This window comes from Streptomyces sp. NPDC059740 (assembly GCF_042733155.1).
In the GTDB taxonomy this organism is placed as follows: domain Bacteria; phylum Actinomycetota; class Actinomycetes; order Streptomycetales; family Streptomycetaceae; genus Streptomyces.
Map to the genome: position 1 here is coordinate 25,283 of NZ_JBHWGP010000019.1, position 14,764 is coordinate 40,046.

Genomic DNA, 14,764 nt, shown 5'->3' on the forward strand with positions numbered 1-14,764 from the left:
CACCCATGTCCGTTTCGCACCTCCTGGTGCTCCGTGCCGTGCGGATGCGCGGCCGCGACGTGCTGACGGCCCTGTGCTGTGCCGTGTTCCTCGCGGGACCGACCGCCCCGCTCACCGGGGCCGCGGCCGGCGGGGACGGGGGCCGCGCCGCGCAGAACGCCTACTTCGCCCGGTGGGGCGTGGTCCCCCGCGAGCTGTGGGAGGGGACCGTGCGCGCCTCGGCCACCCCGCTGACCGCGCTCTTCGTGCACGGCGGGTGGGTGCACCTGCTGGGCAACCTGCTCTTTCTGCACGTCTTCGGCGGCCTGGTGGAGGAGCGTCTGGGGCGCGCCCGCTTCGTCCTCTTCTACCTCGTCACCGGGTACCTGGCGCTGCTCGGCTACGCGGCGGTGCACGCCGGCTCGGGGCGGGCCCTGGTGGGGGCGTCCGGTGCCGTCTCCGGTGTGCTGGGCGCCTTCCTCTACCTCTTCCCCCGCGCCAGGGTGACCAGCCTGCTGCCGTTCCTCCTCTTCCTCCCGCTGCGCTTCCCGGCCTGGGTGGTGCTGGTCTTCTGGTTCGTGCTGCAGTGGCTCGCCGCGGGACACGACCCGGCCGGTCCCGGCGTGGCCCACCTGGCGCACCTCGTGGGCTTCGGGCTCGGCTTCCTCTACGCCTGGGCACGTCACCGGCGGCGGGGTGCGGGATAGGGTGGGCGGGCCCTGGAGAGAGCCGGGCAGCCGCGAGGGAGAAGACCAGCCGTGATCACTTCGATCGTCCTCATCAAGACCAGCGTGGACCGCATCCCGGAGATCGCCGAGAAGATCGCCGCGCTCGAGGGTGTCAGCGAGGTCTACTCGGTCACCGGGGCGCACGACCTGATCGCACTCGTCCGCGTCGCCCGCCACGACGACCTCGCCGACGTCATCCCCGGCCGCATCAGCAAGGTGCCGGGCGTCGCCTCCACCGAGACGCACATCGCCTTCCGCACCTACTCCCAGCACGACCTGGAGGCCGCGTTCGCCATCGGGCTGGACTCCTAGGACACCTGCGGGCCCGGCCCGGTACGGGGCGGGGCGCCACCACGGGAGGCAGCGCCCCGCCCCTGGGCGGCGGACGGCCGGTGCAGCGGGCCGGTCAGGCGGCGGTAACCGGGACGCAGCGGCCCTCCTGCGTCCGGTAGCTCCAGCGCGCGCCCTCGGTGACCAGCTCCCGCACCGCGCGCAGGAACCGCTCGACGTGCTCGTCGGGCGTGCCGGCCCCGAAGCTCACCCGGACCGCGTGGAGCGTCCCGCCGGCCGCGCCGGACTCCTCCGCGCCGCACTCCCCCGGGGCCTGCGGCTCGCTGCCGAGGAGTGTGCGCACCAGCGGGTGGGCGCAGAACAGGCCGTCGCGCACCCCGATGCCGTACTCGGCCGAGAGGGCCGCCGCGAAGTGCGAGGACTGCCAGCCCTCGACGGTGAAGGAGAGCACGCCCACCCGCGGCGTGTCCGGCCCGAACAGGCCCAGGACCCGCACGCCGGGGATGCCGGCGAGCCCTTCGCGGACCCTGGCCACCAGCGTCCGCTCGCGTGCCACCAGCGTGTCGAAGCCGGCCTCGGTCAGCGCGCGGCAGGCCGAGGCGATGGCGTGGACGCCGATGACGTTGGGCGAACCGGCCTCGTGGCGGGCCTCGGAGGTGTGCCACTCCACCGCGACACCGCCGTCCGGGCGCCGGGTGACGGTGCGGCTCGCGCCGCCGCCCGCCAGGTACGGCTCGGCCTCCCGCAGCCAGTCGGCGCGGCCCGCGAGGACGCCGGAGCCGAAGGGCGCGTAGAGCTTGTGGCCGGAGAAGGCGACCCAGTCCACGTCGAGCTCGGCCACGTCCACCGGGTGGTGGGGGGCGAGCTGGGCGGCGTCCAGGACGATGCGGGCGCCGTGGGCGTGCGCCGTGGCGGCCAGCTCCCGCACCGGCCAGATCTCGCCGGTGACGTTGGAGGCACCCGTCACGCAGACCAGGGCGGGGCCCGCGCCCTTGGGTGCCGCGGCCAGCGCGTCCGCCAGGGTGGTCACGGCCTGCTGCGGGGAGCGCGGGGCGTCGAGGTAGGTCACCGTCACGCCGGCGCGGCGGTGCCAGGGCAGCAGCGCGGCGTGGTGCTCGGTCTCGAAGACGTAGACGTGGGCCCCGGCGGGCAGCGCGCAGGCCAGCAGGTTCAGGGAGTCGGTGGTGGACCGGGTGAAGACCACCTCGTCCTCCGGGCGACAGCCGAGGAAGCGCGCCACGGTCTCCCGGCTGTTCTCGAACAGGTCCGTGGAGAGCTGCGAGAGGTGTCCGGCGCCGCGGTGCACGCTGCCGTAGTAGGGGGCGTAGGCCGCGACGTCGTCCCAGACGCGCTGCAGCGCCGGTGCGCTGGCCGCGTAGTCGAGCGCCGCGTAGGTGGTCTCGCCACCGGTCACGAGCGGGACGCGGACGTCGCGGCCGAGGACGGGGAGCGGGCCGCCGGCCGGGGCCTGGGGGGCGGTCCTCGCAGCGGTGGTGGTGGAGGCGGCAGCGGTGGCGGCGGAGGCGGCAGCGGTGCTGGCGGTGGCGGTCATGGCGGACTCCCGTGGTGGTGCGGGCGGCCGGCAACACCGCGCGGACGGCCGGGAGTCGGCGACGCGCGGTGGCGGCAGCAGGCGAGATGAGGGTGCTCGGTGCCCGTCGGGGCACGGGACGACAGGCACCGCGGCACACCGGTCCGCCGTCAGGGCGCACGGGTGGCCGGACGCGTCGTCCGGTGGGGGCGGTCAGGCCCCGGGGCCTGTCTCCGGGTCCGCGGCCGGCGTGGCGAGCCGGTCGGGAGGGGCGGCGGGTGCCGGTCGCGTCCGGTGGGGAGCGACGGGGCGCCGGTCACCGACGGCGGCGGGCACCCCAGGGGTACCGCTGCGCACGTCCGACGGCGATCCGGAGGACAGGCCTATCGCATTCGCTGCATCACGGAAGGCACTCCCTCGAAGGACCAGGTCCCCAATCGAGGGACCGCGCTTGCCGCAGACCTCGCTTGTCTGCGACCTGGTCATCACCCGGGGCACCCCGCCACGGACGGAGGGTTGCCGGACAGCGGGCCGGGGCCTTCACGCTGTCGCTCGTGACCTGCGGTGAGTATGGCACAGCGGGTTCGGACGGCGAAACCGTCGTCCCACATCCCGGGCACGCCCGCCAGGCGGCCGGAACCGGCTCACGGCGGCCCGCCGCAGGGGCCGCCGCGTGGTGCCTCAGGGGTCCTTGCCATGTGAGCGTCCGATGAGGTCGCGTGGTCCGGTGCCGTGCATCGCAAGGCGCCGGAGAGTCCTCGTAGCGGAGCTACCAGGGCTTTTCGGCAACGCCGCGAGGCGCGGTGCCAGACCACGCGACCCGGGCGGGCATATGGCAAGGACCCCTCAGGAGTTGCTGAGCTCCATCCAGCGCTCCAGCACGGTCGCCGCCGCCCCCGAGTCGACGGCCTGCGCCGCCCGCGCGATGCCCGCCGCGATCTGCTCCTCCAGCGAGGTGTCCGCCGGTTCGAGGGCGACCAGCGCCGCCGCCGAGTTCAGCAGGACCGCGTCCCGGACCGGGCCCTTCTCGCCCGCGAGGACCCGGCGGACGACGTCGGCGTTGTGGGCCGCGTCCCCACCGCGCAGGGCCTCGACGGGCACCAGCTCGACACCGACGTCGCGGGGGTCGAAGCGGTGCTCGGCCACGGCCCCGTCGCGGACCACCCACACCGTCGAGGTGGCGGTGGTGGTCAGCTCGTCCAGGCCGTCCTCGCCCCGGAAGACCAGCGCGGAGGAGCCACGTTCGGCGAGGACGCCGGCCAGGATCGGCGCCATGCGGGCGTCGGCGACGCCGGTGGCCTGGGCCTTCACCCGTGCCGGGTTGGTGAGCGGGCCGAGGAAGTTGAAGACGGTGCGCACGCCCAGTTCGGCACGGGCCGCCGCCACGTGGCGCAGCGCCGGGTGGAACCTGTTCGCGGCGCAGAAGGTGATGCCGGCCTCCGCAGCGACCTCGGCCACCCGGCGCGGGGACAGGTCGAGGTTGAGGCCGAGCTTCTCCAGGACGTCGGAGGCGCCGCTGGCGGAGGAGGAGGCCCGGTTGCCGTGCTTGACGACCCGGGCCCCCGTCCCCGCGACCACGAGGGCGGACATCGTCGAGATGTTGACGGTGTTGGCGCCGTCGCCGCCGGTGCCGACGATGTCGACGCTCGGGCCCGCCACCTCGATGAGTTCGGCGTGCTCGTACATGGCGTCGACCAGGCCGCTGATCTCGGCCACCGTCTCGCCCTTGGCCCGCAGCGCCACGGCGAAGCCGGCGATCTGGGCGGAGGTGGCCTCGCCGCGCATGACGTGGTCCATGGCCCAGGCGGTGTCCGCGGCGCTCAGGTGCCTGCCGGTCAGGAGAGCGTTGAGGAGGCCCGGCCAGGTGGGGGCCGTCGCGCTGTCGCCGCCTGCCGGGGTCACCACGTCCATGGTCCACACTCCTGGGAATTCGGCCCGCCCGGTGCGGGCCCCTGCGAGGGGCTGCCCCTCGCCTGAGAGCCTATCCGGCGGCCCGTACGCCGGAGGGCCCCGTCCGACGTCCGGACGGGGCCCTCTGGGTGGCGTTCCTCGTGTCGGGCGGTCTGCCGCCCGGGGGCCGCCGTCGCGCGGGCGACGGCGGCCGGATCACTCAGTGGTGGCCGTGGCCGCTGGCGATCTCCTTGAACTCCTCGGCGGTCGGCTTGGGGACCATGTTCTCCTCGGAGTAGTACCCGCGGGAGAGCTTGGCCCGCAGCCGGGTCGAGGCCGGGATCTTGCGGCGCACGCCGTTCTCGTCCACCTCGGGGCCCGGGTCGAAGACCTTGGGCTGCTCGTGCTGGGTGAGGACGTGCAGCTGCTCCTGGCGGAGCGGCTCGTGGATCTCGACGAACTCACCGTGCGGCAGGCGCTTGATGATGCCGGACTCGCGTCCGTGCAGCACCTTGTCCCGGTCGCGGCGCTGCAGACCCATGCAGATGCGCTTGGTGACGATGAAGGTGATCACCGTGCCGACGAAGAAGCCGATGCGGACGATCCAGGTGATCACGTTGATCGACATGTGGAAGTGGGTCGCCCACAGGTCGTTGCCACCACCGACGAGCATGATCATGTACGCCCAGAGCCAGGCCACACCGAAGGCGGTGCGGGTCGGCGCGTTGCGCGGGCGGTCCAGGATGTGGTGCTCGCGCTTGTCGCCGGTGACCCAGGACTCGATGAACGGGTAGACGGCGATGGCGGCCAGCACCAGCGGGAAGATCACGATCGGGATCAGCACACCGAAGTTGACGGTGTGACCCAGGAAGTTCCACTCCCAGCCGGGCATGGTGCGCACCAGACCCTCGGCGAAGCCCATGTACCAGTCGGGCTGGGCGCCGGTGGAGACCTGGTCGGGCCGGTACGGGCCGATGGCCCACACCGGGTTGATGCTGGCGACCGCCGCCATGACGGCGATGACACCGAAGACGAGGAAGAAGAAGCCTCCCGCCTTGGCCATGTAGACCGGCATCAGCGGCATGCCGACGACGTTCTTGTTGGTCTTGCCGGCACCCGGGAACTGCGTGTGCTTGTGGTAGAAGACCAGGATCAGGTGCGCCACCAGCAGGCCGAGCATGATGCCCGGCAGCAGCAGCACGTGGACGGTGAAGAACCTCGGGATGATGTCGTGCCCGGGGAACTCGCCGCCGAAGATGAACATCTGGAGGTAGGTGCCCACGATCGGCATCGCCAGGACGACGCCCTCGATGAAGCGCACACCCGTGCCGGAGAGCAGGTCGTCCGGGAGCGAGTAGCCGGTGAAGCCGGTGAACAGACCCAGCACCAGCAGCAGGAAGCCGAAGAGCCAGTTGACCTCACGCGGCTTGCGGAAGGCGCCGGTGAAGAACACCCGCATCATGTGGACCATCATGCCGCCGACGAACACCAGCGCGGCCCAGTGGTGGATCTGCCGGATGAGCAGACCGCCGCGGACGTCGAAGCTGATGTGCAGGGTCGACTCGAAGGCCTGCGTCATCCGGATCCCGTGCATGGGCACGTACGAGCCGTGGTAGACGACCTCGGCCATGCTCGGGTGGAAGAACAGCGTCAGGTAGACACCGGTCAGGATGATGATGATGAAGCTGTAGAGGCAGACCTCGCCCAGCATGAAGGACCAGTGGTCCGGAAAGATCTTGCGGAGGTTGGCCTTGGCGAGGCTGTAGATGCCAAGCCTTCCGTCCGCCCAGTCCGCGAGGCGTTCCCCCCGCGGCGCCGGGCCGCGGCGCGCGGCGCCCGCGACGTCGTTGTTACTCATCCGCGCTCCCAGAAGCTCGGGCCGACAGGCTCGGTGAAGACGTTGGCGGCCTCGAGGTAGCCGTCCTTCACCTGGATCTGCAACTGCGGCAGGGGGTGGCCGGCCGGCCCGAAGATGACGCGGCCACCGTCGGAGAGGTCGAAGGTCGACTGGTGGCACGGGCAGAGCACGTGGTGGGTCTGCTGCTCGTAGAGGCTGATGGGGCAGCCGACGTGCGTGCAGATCTTGGAGAAGGCCACGATGCCCTCGTGCGACCAGTCGAGTTCGCGCTTGTCCTTGATGTCCTTCGGCTCGATGCGGACGAGCATCAGGGCATCCTTCGCGATCTTGTTGGCGAAGTTCTCGTCGTCCTCCTCCAGGCCCTCGGGCTTGGCGAAGGTGAGGGAGCCGATCGCGATGTCCTCCGGACGGAGCGGGAGGTTCGTGGACTGGTTGACCAGGCGCTTGCCCTTCTTCCAGTCCGTGGTGCGCAGCTTCTTCTCCGGCAGCGGGCCGAGGTCGCGCAGCAGGACGACGCCGGAGAGCGGCACCAGGGCCAGCGCGCCGAACATCGTGTTGCGGATCAGCTTGCGCCGGCCGAACGCGGACTCCTTGGCGCCCTGCTTGAAGTCGGCGAGGACCTTCGCCTTGACCTCGGGCTCCGCCTCGATCGGGTGGCGGTCGTCGGCGACCTCCTCGTCCGACATCAGCGTGCGCGCCCAGTGGACGGCACCGGCGCCGATGCAGAACAGGGCGATGCCCAGCGTCAGGCCGAGGGAGAAGTTCAGCATGCTGACATGCCCGAACGGCCAGATGTAGACGATCTTCCCTACCGGGAAGGCCACGTAGGACGCGATGAACGCGACCGTCGCCAGCATCGACACGACGAACAGGAGCGCGACCATGCGCTCGGAGCGCCGGGCGGCCTTCTCGTCGATGTCCTGGACGCGGTGTTCGTGGGGCGGCAGCCCCGGGTCGGCGAAGGGGTTGTCCCCCTTGGCCAGGTCGCCGCCGTGGGCGTCGTGGCGCCCGGCGGGGAGGTTCTCTTCTGGCACGTCGTCGTGTCGTCCAGTCTCGCTCATGACTTCTTGGCCTTCGTTGTCCGGGCGGCGACCCAGATGGCGACCGCGATCAGGGCGCCGAGGCCGGCGATCCAGCCGAACAGACCCTCGACGACCGGGCCGAGCCCACCGAGCTCGAGACCGCCGGGGCTGGCGCTGTCGTCCCCGTCGACTGCTCCGAGGTAGGCCACGATGTCCTTGCGGTTCTGCGTGGACAGGGTGCCGTCACCGAAGTTGGGCATGTTCTGCGGGCCGGTCTCCATGGCCTCGTAGATGTGCTTGGGGCTGACGCCCTTCAGGTTCGGCGCGAACTTGCCGTTGGTGAGGGCACCGCCCTTACCGGTGAAGTTGTGGCACTGCGCGCAGTTGGTGCGGAAGAGCTCGCCGCCCTTGCCGATGTCGGCGCCGTCGGGGCCGTAGTCGCTCTTGGCCGGGACGGCGGGACCGGCGCCCAGCGACGCGACGTACGCGGCGAGCTGGTCGATCTGCGCCTGGTTGTAGATGTTCTTCTTCTTCTCGACCTGCGGGCCGGGCTGCTGTGCCGGCATGCGGCCGGTGCCGACCTGGAAGTCGACGGCGGCTGCGCCCACGCCGACCAGGCTCGGCCCGTCGGAGGAGCCCTGACCGCCGGTGCCGTGGCAGCTTGCGCAACCCACGTCGAAGAGCTTCTTGCCCTCCTTGACGGCGAGGGACTGGCTGCTGTCATCGGCCTGAGCCTTGTCCGCCGGCGCGAACGCGGCGTACAGCCCCCCGGTGACCGCCAGCGCGAAGAGTAGGACGACGAGCGCCGCCAGCGGATGGCGCCGTCGTGCGGAGAGCTTTTTCACGGATTACCCCGGTGTCAGGATCTTCTGCGTCGATGCTTCTGGTGTGTCTGCTCTGAGCCGCTCCCGGGCCCTTCGGCCGTGACGGGAGGCGGTGCGGGACCGCTACTGGATCAGGTAGATCGTGGCGAAGAGGCCGATCCAGACGACATCGACGAAGTGCCAGTAGTAGGACACGACGATGGCCGCGGTGGCCTGCTCGTGGGTGAACCTCTTGGCCGCGTACGTCCTGCCCAGCACGAGCAGGAACGCGATCAGACCGCCCGTGACGTGGAGTCCGTGGAAGCCGGTCGTCAGGTAGAACACCGAGCCGTAGGGACCGGACTTCAGGGAGAGTCCGTCCTTGCTGACCAGCTCGGTGTACTCGAAGATCTGCCCGCCGATGAAGATCGCACCCATCACGAACGTGACGGTGAACCACGCGCGGAGCTTCTTCACGTCACCGCGCTCGGCGGCGAAGACGCCGAGCTGGCAGGTGAGGGAGGAGAGCACCAGGATCGTGGTGTTCGTCGCGGAGAAGGGAACGTTCAGCGCATCGGCCGCATCCTTCCAGTAAGAGGGCCCACTCACCGACCGAAGGGTGAAGTACATCGCGAAGAGGGCCGCGAAGAACATCAGCTCGGAACTCAGCCAGATGATGGTTCCGACGCTGGTGAGGTTCGGTCGATTGACCGACGGGTGCGCGTGCCCGGTTTCTACTGCTGTTGCTGTCGCCACGACCGACATTATGTCGGTCGCTTATGTTGCGCTCACTCCGGGGGGTGCCGTTCGGTGTGTCAAGGGGATGTGCTGGGTGTGTGTCCTGCTCGTACGGGCGAATCCGGGGCCCGGCCGGCAGGTGCTCCCCGGGGGCGGCGGGGCCGTACGGCCGGGTCGGGGCGCAACGGCGGCCGGGTGGGGCGGGGCGCCTGCGACACGGGCCCGGGCGGGCCCCGGGCCGGTCACCGTCCGGCGGCCACCGGCGCCTGACGTCCGTTCACGCCCGACCGCGGCAGCCCCGGGGCCTCCGCCGGGCCTCCGTGGACGGCCCCCCACCGCACCACGCGGTGCCCGCCCGTCCCCGACGCGGGTGACGACCCCTGCTGCGGGGGGCTGTCACGGGGGTAGCATCCGCGCCAACGGTCATGGACGACCGGGCATCTCAACCGCTACCGCGTGGAGGAACGATGCAGCCGACCGCCACGGTGCTGGTCTACAGCGACAACGCGAGCACCCGCGAGCAGGTGCGGCTCGCAACCGGCCGCCGACCCGCCGCCGACGTACCGCCCGTCGAGATCCTGGAGTGCGCCACCCTGCCCGCCGTCCTTCAGGCGCTGGAACAGGGCGGCATCGACGCCTGCGTGCTGGACGGGGAGACCGCGCCGGCCGGGGGCATGGGGGTGTGCCGGCAGATCAAGGACGAGGTGTTCTCCTGCCCGCCGGTCCTGCTGCTCATCGGCCGCCCCCAGGACGCCTGGCTGGCCACCTGGAGCCGGGCCGATGCCGCGGTGACCCACCCGGTGGACCCGGTGGAGTTCGCCGATGCGCTGGCCGGGCTGCTGCGTCGCCGGGCCCTCAGCGGGGCGCACGCGGCCGGCTGACGCACCCGCGCGGCGCCCGGCGCCCCCTGGCGGCCCCGCCCGCGAGGCGGTCCCACACCGCCGTGCGGGCCGCTTCCCGGGCGGGGCTGCCGGCATGGCCGCGGGCCGGCACCCGGGAGGTGCCGGCCCGCGGTCGGGCGGGGTCAGACCTGGGGGCGCAGGCGGGCGGCGCCCGAGTCGGCCTTCTCCAGCCGTTCGTCCTCGTGCTGGTTCTTCGGCTGCGGCTTTGCGGGCTTCTTGCCGGAGAGCGCGCTGCCCTCCTGCCACTTGGCCCAGGACAGGTTCCAGTCCCCGTAGCCGTTGTCGAAGGGCGTCATGGTGTCGCCCTCGCTGCCGACGACCTTGACGATGTCACCGATGTGCACCTGGTCGAAGAACCACTTGGCGTTCTCGGTGGACATGCCGGTGCAGCCGTGGCTGGTGTTGGCGAAGCCCTGGGAGCCGACCGACCAGGGAGCGGCGTGGACGTACTCGCCGGAGCGGGTGACCCGGGTGGCCCAGTGGACGGGCAGGTCGTAGGAGTCCGCGCTGCCCGCGGCGATGCCGACGGTCGAGGAGCGCATCCGTACGAAGGCTTCCTTGCCCAGGATCACCTTGACGCCGTTGCGGGTGGCGTAACCGGGCTTGCCGGTGGTCACCGGCAGCGTCTTGACGACCTCGCCGTTCCTGATGAGCTTGAGGTTGTGGGCGCCGGCGTCGGTGACTGCCTCGATGGCGTCGCCGGTCTGCAGCTTCAGCGCCTTGGCCTCGCCTCCGTAGAGGCCCTTGGAGACCTTCAGGCCCTGGAGGTTGCTGTGCACCCTGATGGTGGCGTGCGCGGGCCAGTACTCCCTCGGGCGGTAGTGGAGGGTCTTGTCGTCCACCCAGTACCAGGAGCCCTCGACGCCGGGCACGGTGTCGACCCGCAGCGCGCGCTCCACGACGGCCCGCGCCGAGCGCTCCTTGACGGGGCGGTCGAGGGTGGCGGTGATGGGCTGGCCGACGCCGTAGGTGCCGCTCTCCGGCCCGAAGGTGACCTTCAGGCGGCTGCTGTCGGCGTCCCGGGTGCGGACGTCGAAGACCTTGCGGCCGGGATCCCCGTCCTCGTTCTCGGTGCTGACGTGCACCGAGTAGTGGGCGCCCGCGGCCAGCGGTGCGGTGGTGCGCCACTTCCTGCCGTCCTCGGACAGCCGGCCCTGGAGCTGGCGGCCCGACGCGTCGGTGGCGGTGACGTCCGTGATGCGGGCGTCGTCGTCCTTGACGGATATCTCCAGCGGCTTGTCGGGGTCGGCGTCGCGTCCCTTGCCGCCGAGGTTCGCGGATATCTGGTTGGTGGCGTCGTACGGACGGGCTGAGGGGTCGCCCGCCATCGACCCCGAACAGGCGGCGGACGCCACCGCCAAGGGGGCCATCAGGAGAGCGCAGCTCAGCACCGTTGCGGATCGAGGTCTGTGACTCATGACCTCAAGTTAGGGAGGTTCGCCCGCGCGAGCGCGCTGGACGACTGCAAACGGAGGTACCGTCCCGGCGTGTCGCGGCGGACCGGCAGACCGGCGGACGGCCGGCGCACCCGGGTGAGAGGCCCGGTGTCAGGCCGGGAACAGGCAACGGGCCCGGCCACCTGGTGGGGTGTCCGGGCCCGGAGCGGGGTCATGCGTAAGGGTTACTGCGTGCGGTTCTCACCGCGGTAGTACTCGAAGACCCAGCCGAACAGTCCGACGAGGATGATCGGCATGGAGAAGTACAGCAGCCACCACCCGAAGATGATGCCGAGGAAGGCGAACGATCCGCCGATCCCCAGCGCCAGCGGCTGCCAGCTGTGCGGGGAGAAGAACCCCAGCTCACCGGCGTCGTCCGCGACGTCGGCGTCCTTGTTGTCCTGTGCTCCGGCGTCGATCCGGCGTGCGGTGAACGCCAGGTAGAAGCCGATCATGATGCACAGGCCGAACGCCATGAACAGCGCGGTGGTACCGGCCGCCTCCTTCGACCACACGCCGTAGATCACGGCCATGGCCAGGACGAAGAAGGACAGGAAGATGAAGAGCTTGCCCTGGATCTTCACTTGTCGTCCTCCTTGCCACCCACCAGGGCGTTGCCCTTGGGCTTCTCACCCTGGTGGTCGACGTTCTCGAGCTGCTCGAGCGCGGCGATCTCGGGGTGGTGCAGGTCGAAGGCCGGAGCCTCGGAACGGATGCGGGGCAGGCTGGTGAAGTTGTGCCGCGGGGGCGGGCACGAGGTGGCCCACTCCAGCGAACGGCCGTAGCCCCAGGGGTCGTCGACCTCGATCTTCTCGCCGTACTTGGCGGTCTTCCACACGTTGTAGAGGAAGGGGAGGACCGACATGCCCAGCAGGAAGGAGCTGATCGAGGAGATCGTGTTCAGCGTGGTGAAGCCGTCGGCCGCCAGGTAGTCGGCGTAGCGCCGCGGCATTCCCTCCGCGCCCAGCCAGTGCTGCACGAGGAAGGTGCCGTGGAAGCCCACGAACATCGTCCAGAACGTGATCTTGCCGAGCCGCTCGTCCAGCATCTTGCCGGTGAACTTCGGCCACCAGAAGTGGAAGCCGGAGAACATCGCGAAGACGACCGTGCCGAAGACGACGTAGTGGAAGTGCGCCACCACGAAGTAGGAGTCCGACACGTGGAAGTCGATGGGCGGCGAGGCGAGGATGACGCCGGTCAGACCACCGAAGGTGAAGGTGATCAGGAAGCCGATCGCCCAGAGCATCGGGGTCTCGAAGGAGAGCGACCCCTTCCACATCGTTCCGATCCAGTTGAAGAACTTCACGCCGGTCGGGACGGCGATGAGGAACGTCATGAAGGAGAAGAACGGCAGCAGGACTCCGCCGGTGACGTACATGTGGTGCGCCCACACGGTCACCGAGAGGCCGGCGATGGCGATCGTCGCGCCGATGAGGCTGATGTAGCCGAACATCGGCTTCCGGCTGAAGACCGGGATGACCTCGGAGATGATGCCGAAGAACGGCAGCGCGATGATGTACACCTCGGGGTGGCCGAAGAACCAGAAGAGGTGCTGCCACAACAGCGCTCCGCCGTTTGCCGCGTCGAAGACGTGCGCTCCGAACTTGCGGTCGGCCTCCAGGGCCAGCAGGGCGGCTGCCAGGACCGGGAAGGCGAGCAGGACCAGCACACCGGTCAGCAGCACGTTCCAGGTGAAGATCGGCATCCGGAACATCGTCATGCCCGGGGCACGCATGCAGACGATGGTGGTGATGAAGTTGACCGAGCCGAGGATCGTGCCGAAGCCGGAGAGCGCCAGACCCATGATCCACATGTCGCCGCCGACGCCGGGCGAGTGCACGGCGTCCGAGAGCGGCGAGTAGGCGAACCAGCCGAAGTCCGCCGCGCCCTGCGGGGTGACGAAGCCACCGACCGCGATGATCGAGCCGAACAGGTACAGCCAGTAGGCGAACATGTTCAGCCGCGGGAACGCGACGTCCGGCGAGCCGATCTGGAGCGGCATGATCCAGTTCGCGAAGCCGGAGAACAGCGGCGTCGCGAACATCAGCAGCATGATCGTGCCGTGCATCGTGAACGCCTGGTTGAACTGCTCGTTCGACATGATCTGCGTGCCGGGACGAGCGAGCTCGGCGCGCATCAGCAGCGCCAGGAGACCGCCGATGCAGAAGAAGGCGAACGACGTGACCAGGTACAGCGTGCCGATCTTCTTGTGGTCGGTGGTCGTCAGCCACCCGACCACGGCGTTGCCCCGGGTCGTCTTCCGTGCGGGCGGCGCCGGAGCTGTGGCAGCGGCGGCACCCTGAGGTTCGTTGAGGATGCTCACTTGGTGGTCTCCGAGTTCCTGGCGTTCCCGTTGACCTGGCTGAGGCCGGCCGGGAGGTAACCGGTCTGGCCCTTCTTCGCCAGGTCCTTCAGATGCGCCTGGTAGCGCTCCGGGGAGACGACCTTGACGTTGAAGAGCATCCGGGAGTGGTCGACGCCGCAGAGTTCGGCGCACTTGCCCCTGAAGGTGCCCTCCTTGTTGGGGACGACCTGGAAGACGTTGGTGCGGCCCGGGACGACGTCCTGCTTCATGAGGAAGGGGACGACCCAGAACGAGTGGATGACGTCACGCGAGGTCAGCACGAACTCGACGCGCTCGCCCTTGGGCAGCCACAGCGTGGGGCCGGGCATGCCGGTCTGCGGGTTGCGCTCGCCGGGGGTGCCCCCGTCGTAGACGCCGTCGGCGCCGGCCGGGGCCTGCTTCTTCCACTTGGCCGGGATCGCTTCGAGATCCTTGGAGTTGATGTTCGTGGTCGACGTCTTGCCGTCCACGTTCTCCATGTAGTTGAACGCCCAGCTCCACTGGAAGCCCACCACGTTGATGACGTGCTGCGGCTTCTTGGTGGTCTGGGTCAGTTCGCTCTCGTCGCGCGCCGTGAAGTAGAAGAGCACGGCGATGATGATGAACGGGACGATCGTGTACAACGCCTCGATCGGCATGTTGTACCGCGTCTGTGCGGGGACCTCCACCTTGGTCCGGCTGCGGCGGTGGAAGATCCAGCTCCAGATGATCAGGCCCCAGACGAGCACGCCGACCACGAGGGCGGCGGCCCAGGAGCCCTGCCAGAGAGAGAGGATCCGCGGCGCCTCGTCGGTGACGGGCGTTGGCATGCCGAGCCGAGGAAAGTCCTTGTACGAGCAACCTGTGGCGGTTGCAAGGACCAGGCCCGCAGCCAGCACCTGCGGCAGCTTCCGCCGCATCGGGCGCCGCGACGAGCGGTCGGAGCCGTTGGGACTCACGTAGCGCCTTCCCGAGAGTCTCGCCCGCGACGCCCGGCTGCGGCCGTCTCGCTGGTCGGTCGCCGGCCCGGCACGGGCAGGGTTTGGATGTTTATGCGGACCAAACCCTACTGGACGCTATTTGGGGTCGCGCGGGGAGGGTGCCCAACGCGCCGCCGCTCTCCCCGAAGGGATGGAATTCCCGCTTCCGGCCAGGAACTGACACGCTCCCACCTCGGCGGTTCCGGCCCGCCCGGGCCGGCGCGGGACCCCGCGGCCACCCCGCCGTCCGCCGCTCACCCCGGCGCCCCGGCGCCCCGGAAGC

Annotated in this window: 13 protein-coding genes and 1 riboswitch; of the genes, 3 read left to right on the top strand and 10 right to left on the bottom strand. The window is 70.4% G+C overall.

Translation table 11 applies throughout. The features are described 5' to 3' along the window. The first annotated feature begins 5 nt into the window (after positions 1–5). Both ACFV3R_RS21440 and ACFV3R_RS21445 read left to right on the top strand, forming a co-directional pair. A complete protein-coding gene (locus ACFV3R_RS21440; RefSeq protein ID WP_385585243.1) occupies positions 6–686 on the top strand; it encodes a rhomboid family intramembrane serine protease in 681 nt (226 codons plus the stop codon). Between the two features lie 51 nt (positions 687–737). Further along, a complete protein-coding gene (locus ACFV3R_RS21445) occupies positions 738–1,019 on the top strand; it encodes an Lrp/AsnC ligand binding domain-containing protein (RefSeq protein ID WP_385585246.1) in 282 nt (93 codons plus the stop codon). Between the two features lie 94 nt (positions 1,020–1,113). Here ACFV3R_RS21445 and ACFV3R_RS21450 read toward each other — a convergent pair whose 3' ends face one another. The 6 genes from ACFV3R_RS21450 to ACFV3R_RS21475 form a co-directional block, all read right to left on the bottom strand. Beyond that, positions 1,114–2,550 carry an aminotransferase class V-fold PLP-dependent enzyme gene (locus tag ACFV3R_RS21450; RefSeq protein ID WP_385585249.1) on the bottom strand — a complete coding sequence of 479 codons (1,437 nt, stop codon included), beginning with the start codon at positions 2,548–2,550 and terminating at the stop codon, positions 1,114–1,116. 421 nt (positions 2,551–2,971) lie between these two features. After that, positions 2,972–3,089: riboswitch (SAM riboswitch) on the bottom strand. 286 nt (positions 3,090–3,375) lie between these two features. Next, positions 3,376–4,440, bottom strand: coding sequence for an anthranilate phosphoribosyltransferase (gene trpD, locus ACFV3R_RS21455; protein ID WP_385585252.1), 1,065 nt, complete (start codon positions 4,438–4,440; stop codon positions 3,376–3,378). Between the two features lie 199 nt (positions 4,441–4,639). Continuing rightward, positions 4,640–6,277, bottom strand: a complete 1,638-nt coding sequence (locus tag ACFV3R_RS21460) for a cytochrome bc complex cytochrome b subunit (protein WP_385585255.1) — start codon at positions 6,275–6,277, stop codon at positions 4,640–4,642. Beyond that, on the bottom strand, positions 6,274–7,338 hold the full coding sequence (locus ACFV3R_RS21465; protein ID WP_385585258.1) for a Rieske 2Fe-2S domain-containing protein: 1,065 nt from the start codon (positions 7,336–7,338) through the stop codon (positions 6,274–6,276). Before ACFV3R_RS21465 ends, ACFV3R_RS21460 begins: the two co-directional genes overlap by 4 nt. Then, positions 7,335–8,144 (bottom strand): c-type cytochrome, encoded by an 810-nt coding sequence (locus ACFV3R_RS21470; protein ID WP_385585261.1) that lies wholly within the window; start codon positions 8,142–8,144, stop codon positions 7,335–7,337. The genes ACFV3R_RS21465 and ACFV3R_RS21470 overlap by 4 nt, the downstream gene beginning before the upstream one ends. A gap of 102 nt (positions 8,145–8,246) precedes the next feature. After that, on the bottom strand, positions 8,247–8,867 hold the full coding sequence (locus tag ACFV3R_RS21475; RefSeq protein WP_385585264.1) for a heme-copper oxidase subunit III: 621 nt from the start codon (positions 8,865–8,867) through the stop codon (positions 8,247–8,249). Positions 8,868–9,307: 440 nt separating this feature from the next. Here ACFV3R_RS21475 and ACFV3R_RS21480 point away from each other — a divergent pair, with 440 nt between their 5' ends. After that, positions 9,308–9,721: a hypothetical protein gene (locus ACFV3R_RS21480; protein WP_385585267.1), complete on the top strand. Its 414-nt coding sequence runs from the start codon at positions 9,308–9,310 to the stop codon at positions 9,719–9,721. 143 nt (positions 9,722–9,864) lie between these two features. Here ACFV3R_RS21480 and ACFV3R_RS21485 read toward each other — a convergent pair whose 3' ends face one another. The 4 genes from ACFV3R_RS21485 to coxB all read right to left on the bottom strand — a co-directional run bounded on the left by ACFV3R_RS21485 (position 9,865) and on the right by coxB (position 14,460). Continuing rightward, complete coding sequence (locus ACFV3R_RS21485; protein ID WP_385585269.1) at positions 9,865–11,160, bottom strand: Ig-like domain-containing protein; 1,296 nt, start codon at positions 11,158–11,160, stop codon at positions 9,865–9,867. 203 nt (positions 11,161–11,363) lie between these two features. Continuing rightward, a complete protein-coding gene (locus ACFV3R_RS21490) occupies positions 11,364–11,762 on the bottom strand; it encodes a cytochrome c oxidase subunit 4 (protein ID WP_385585272.1) in 399 nt (132 codons plus the stop codon). Next, on the bottom strand, positions 11,759–13,501 hold the full coding sequence (ctaD, locus tag ACFV3R_RS21495; RefSeq protein ID WP_385585275.1) for a cytochrome c oxidase subunit I: 1,743 nt from the start codon (positions 13,499–13,501) through the stop codon (positions 11,759–11,761). Before ctaD ends, ACFV3R_RS21490 begins: the two co-directional genes overlap by 4 nt. Further along, entirely contained in the window at positions 13,498–14,460 is a 963-nt protein-coding gene (gene coxB, locus ACFV3R_RS21500) for a cytochrome c oxidase subunit II (RefSeq protein WP_385585278.1), read from the bottom strand. The genes ctaD and coxB overlap by 4 nt, the downstream gene beginning before the upstream one ends. Positions 14,461–14,764: the final 304 nt, after the last annotated feature.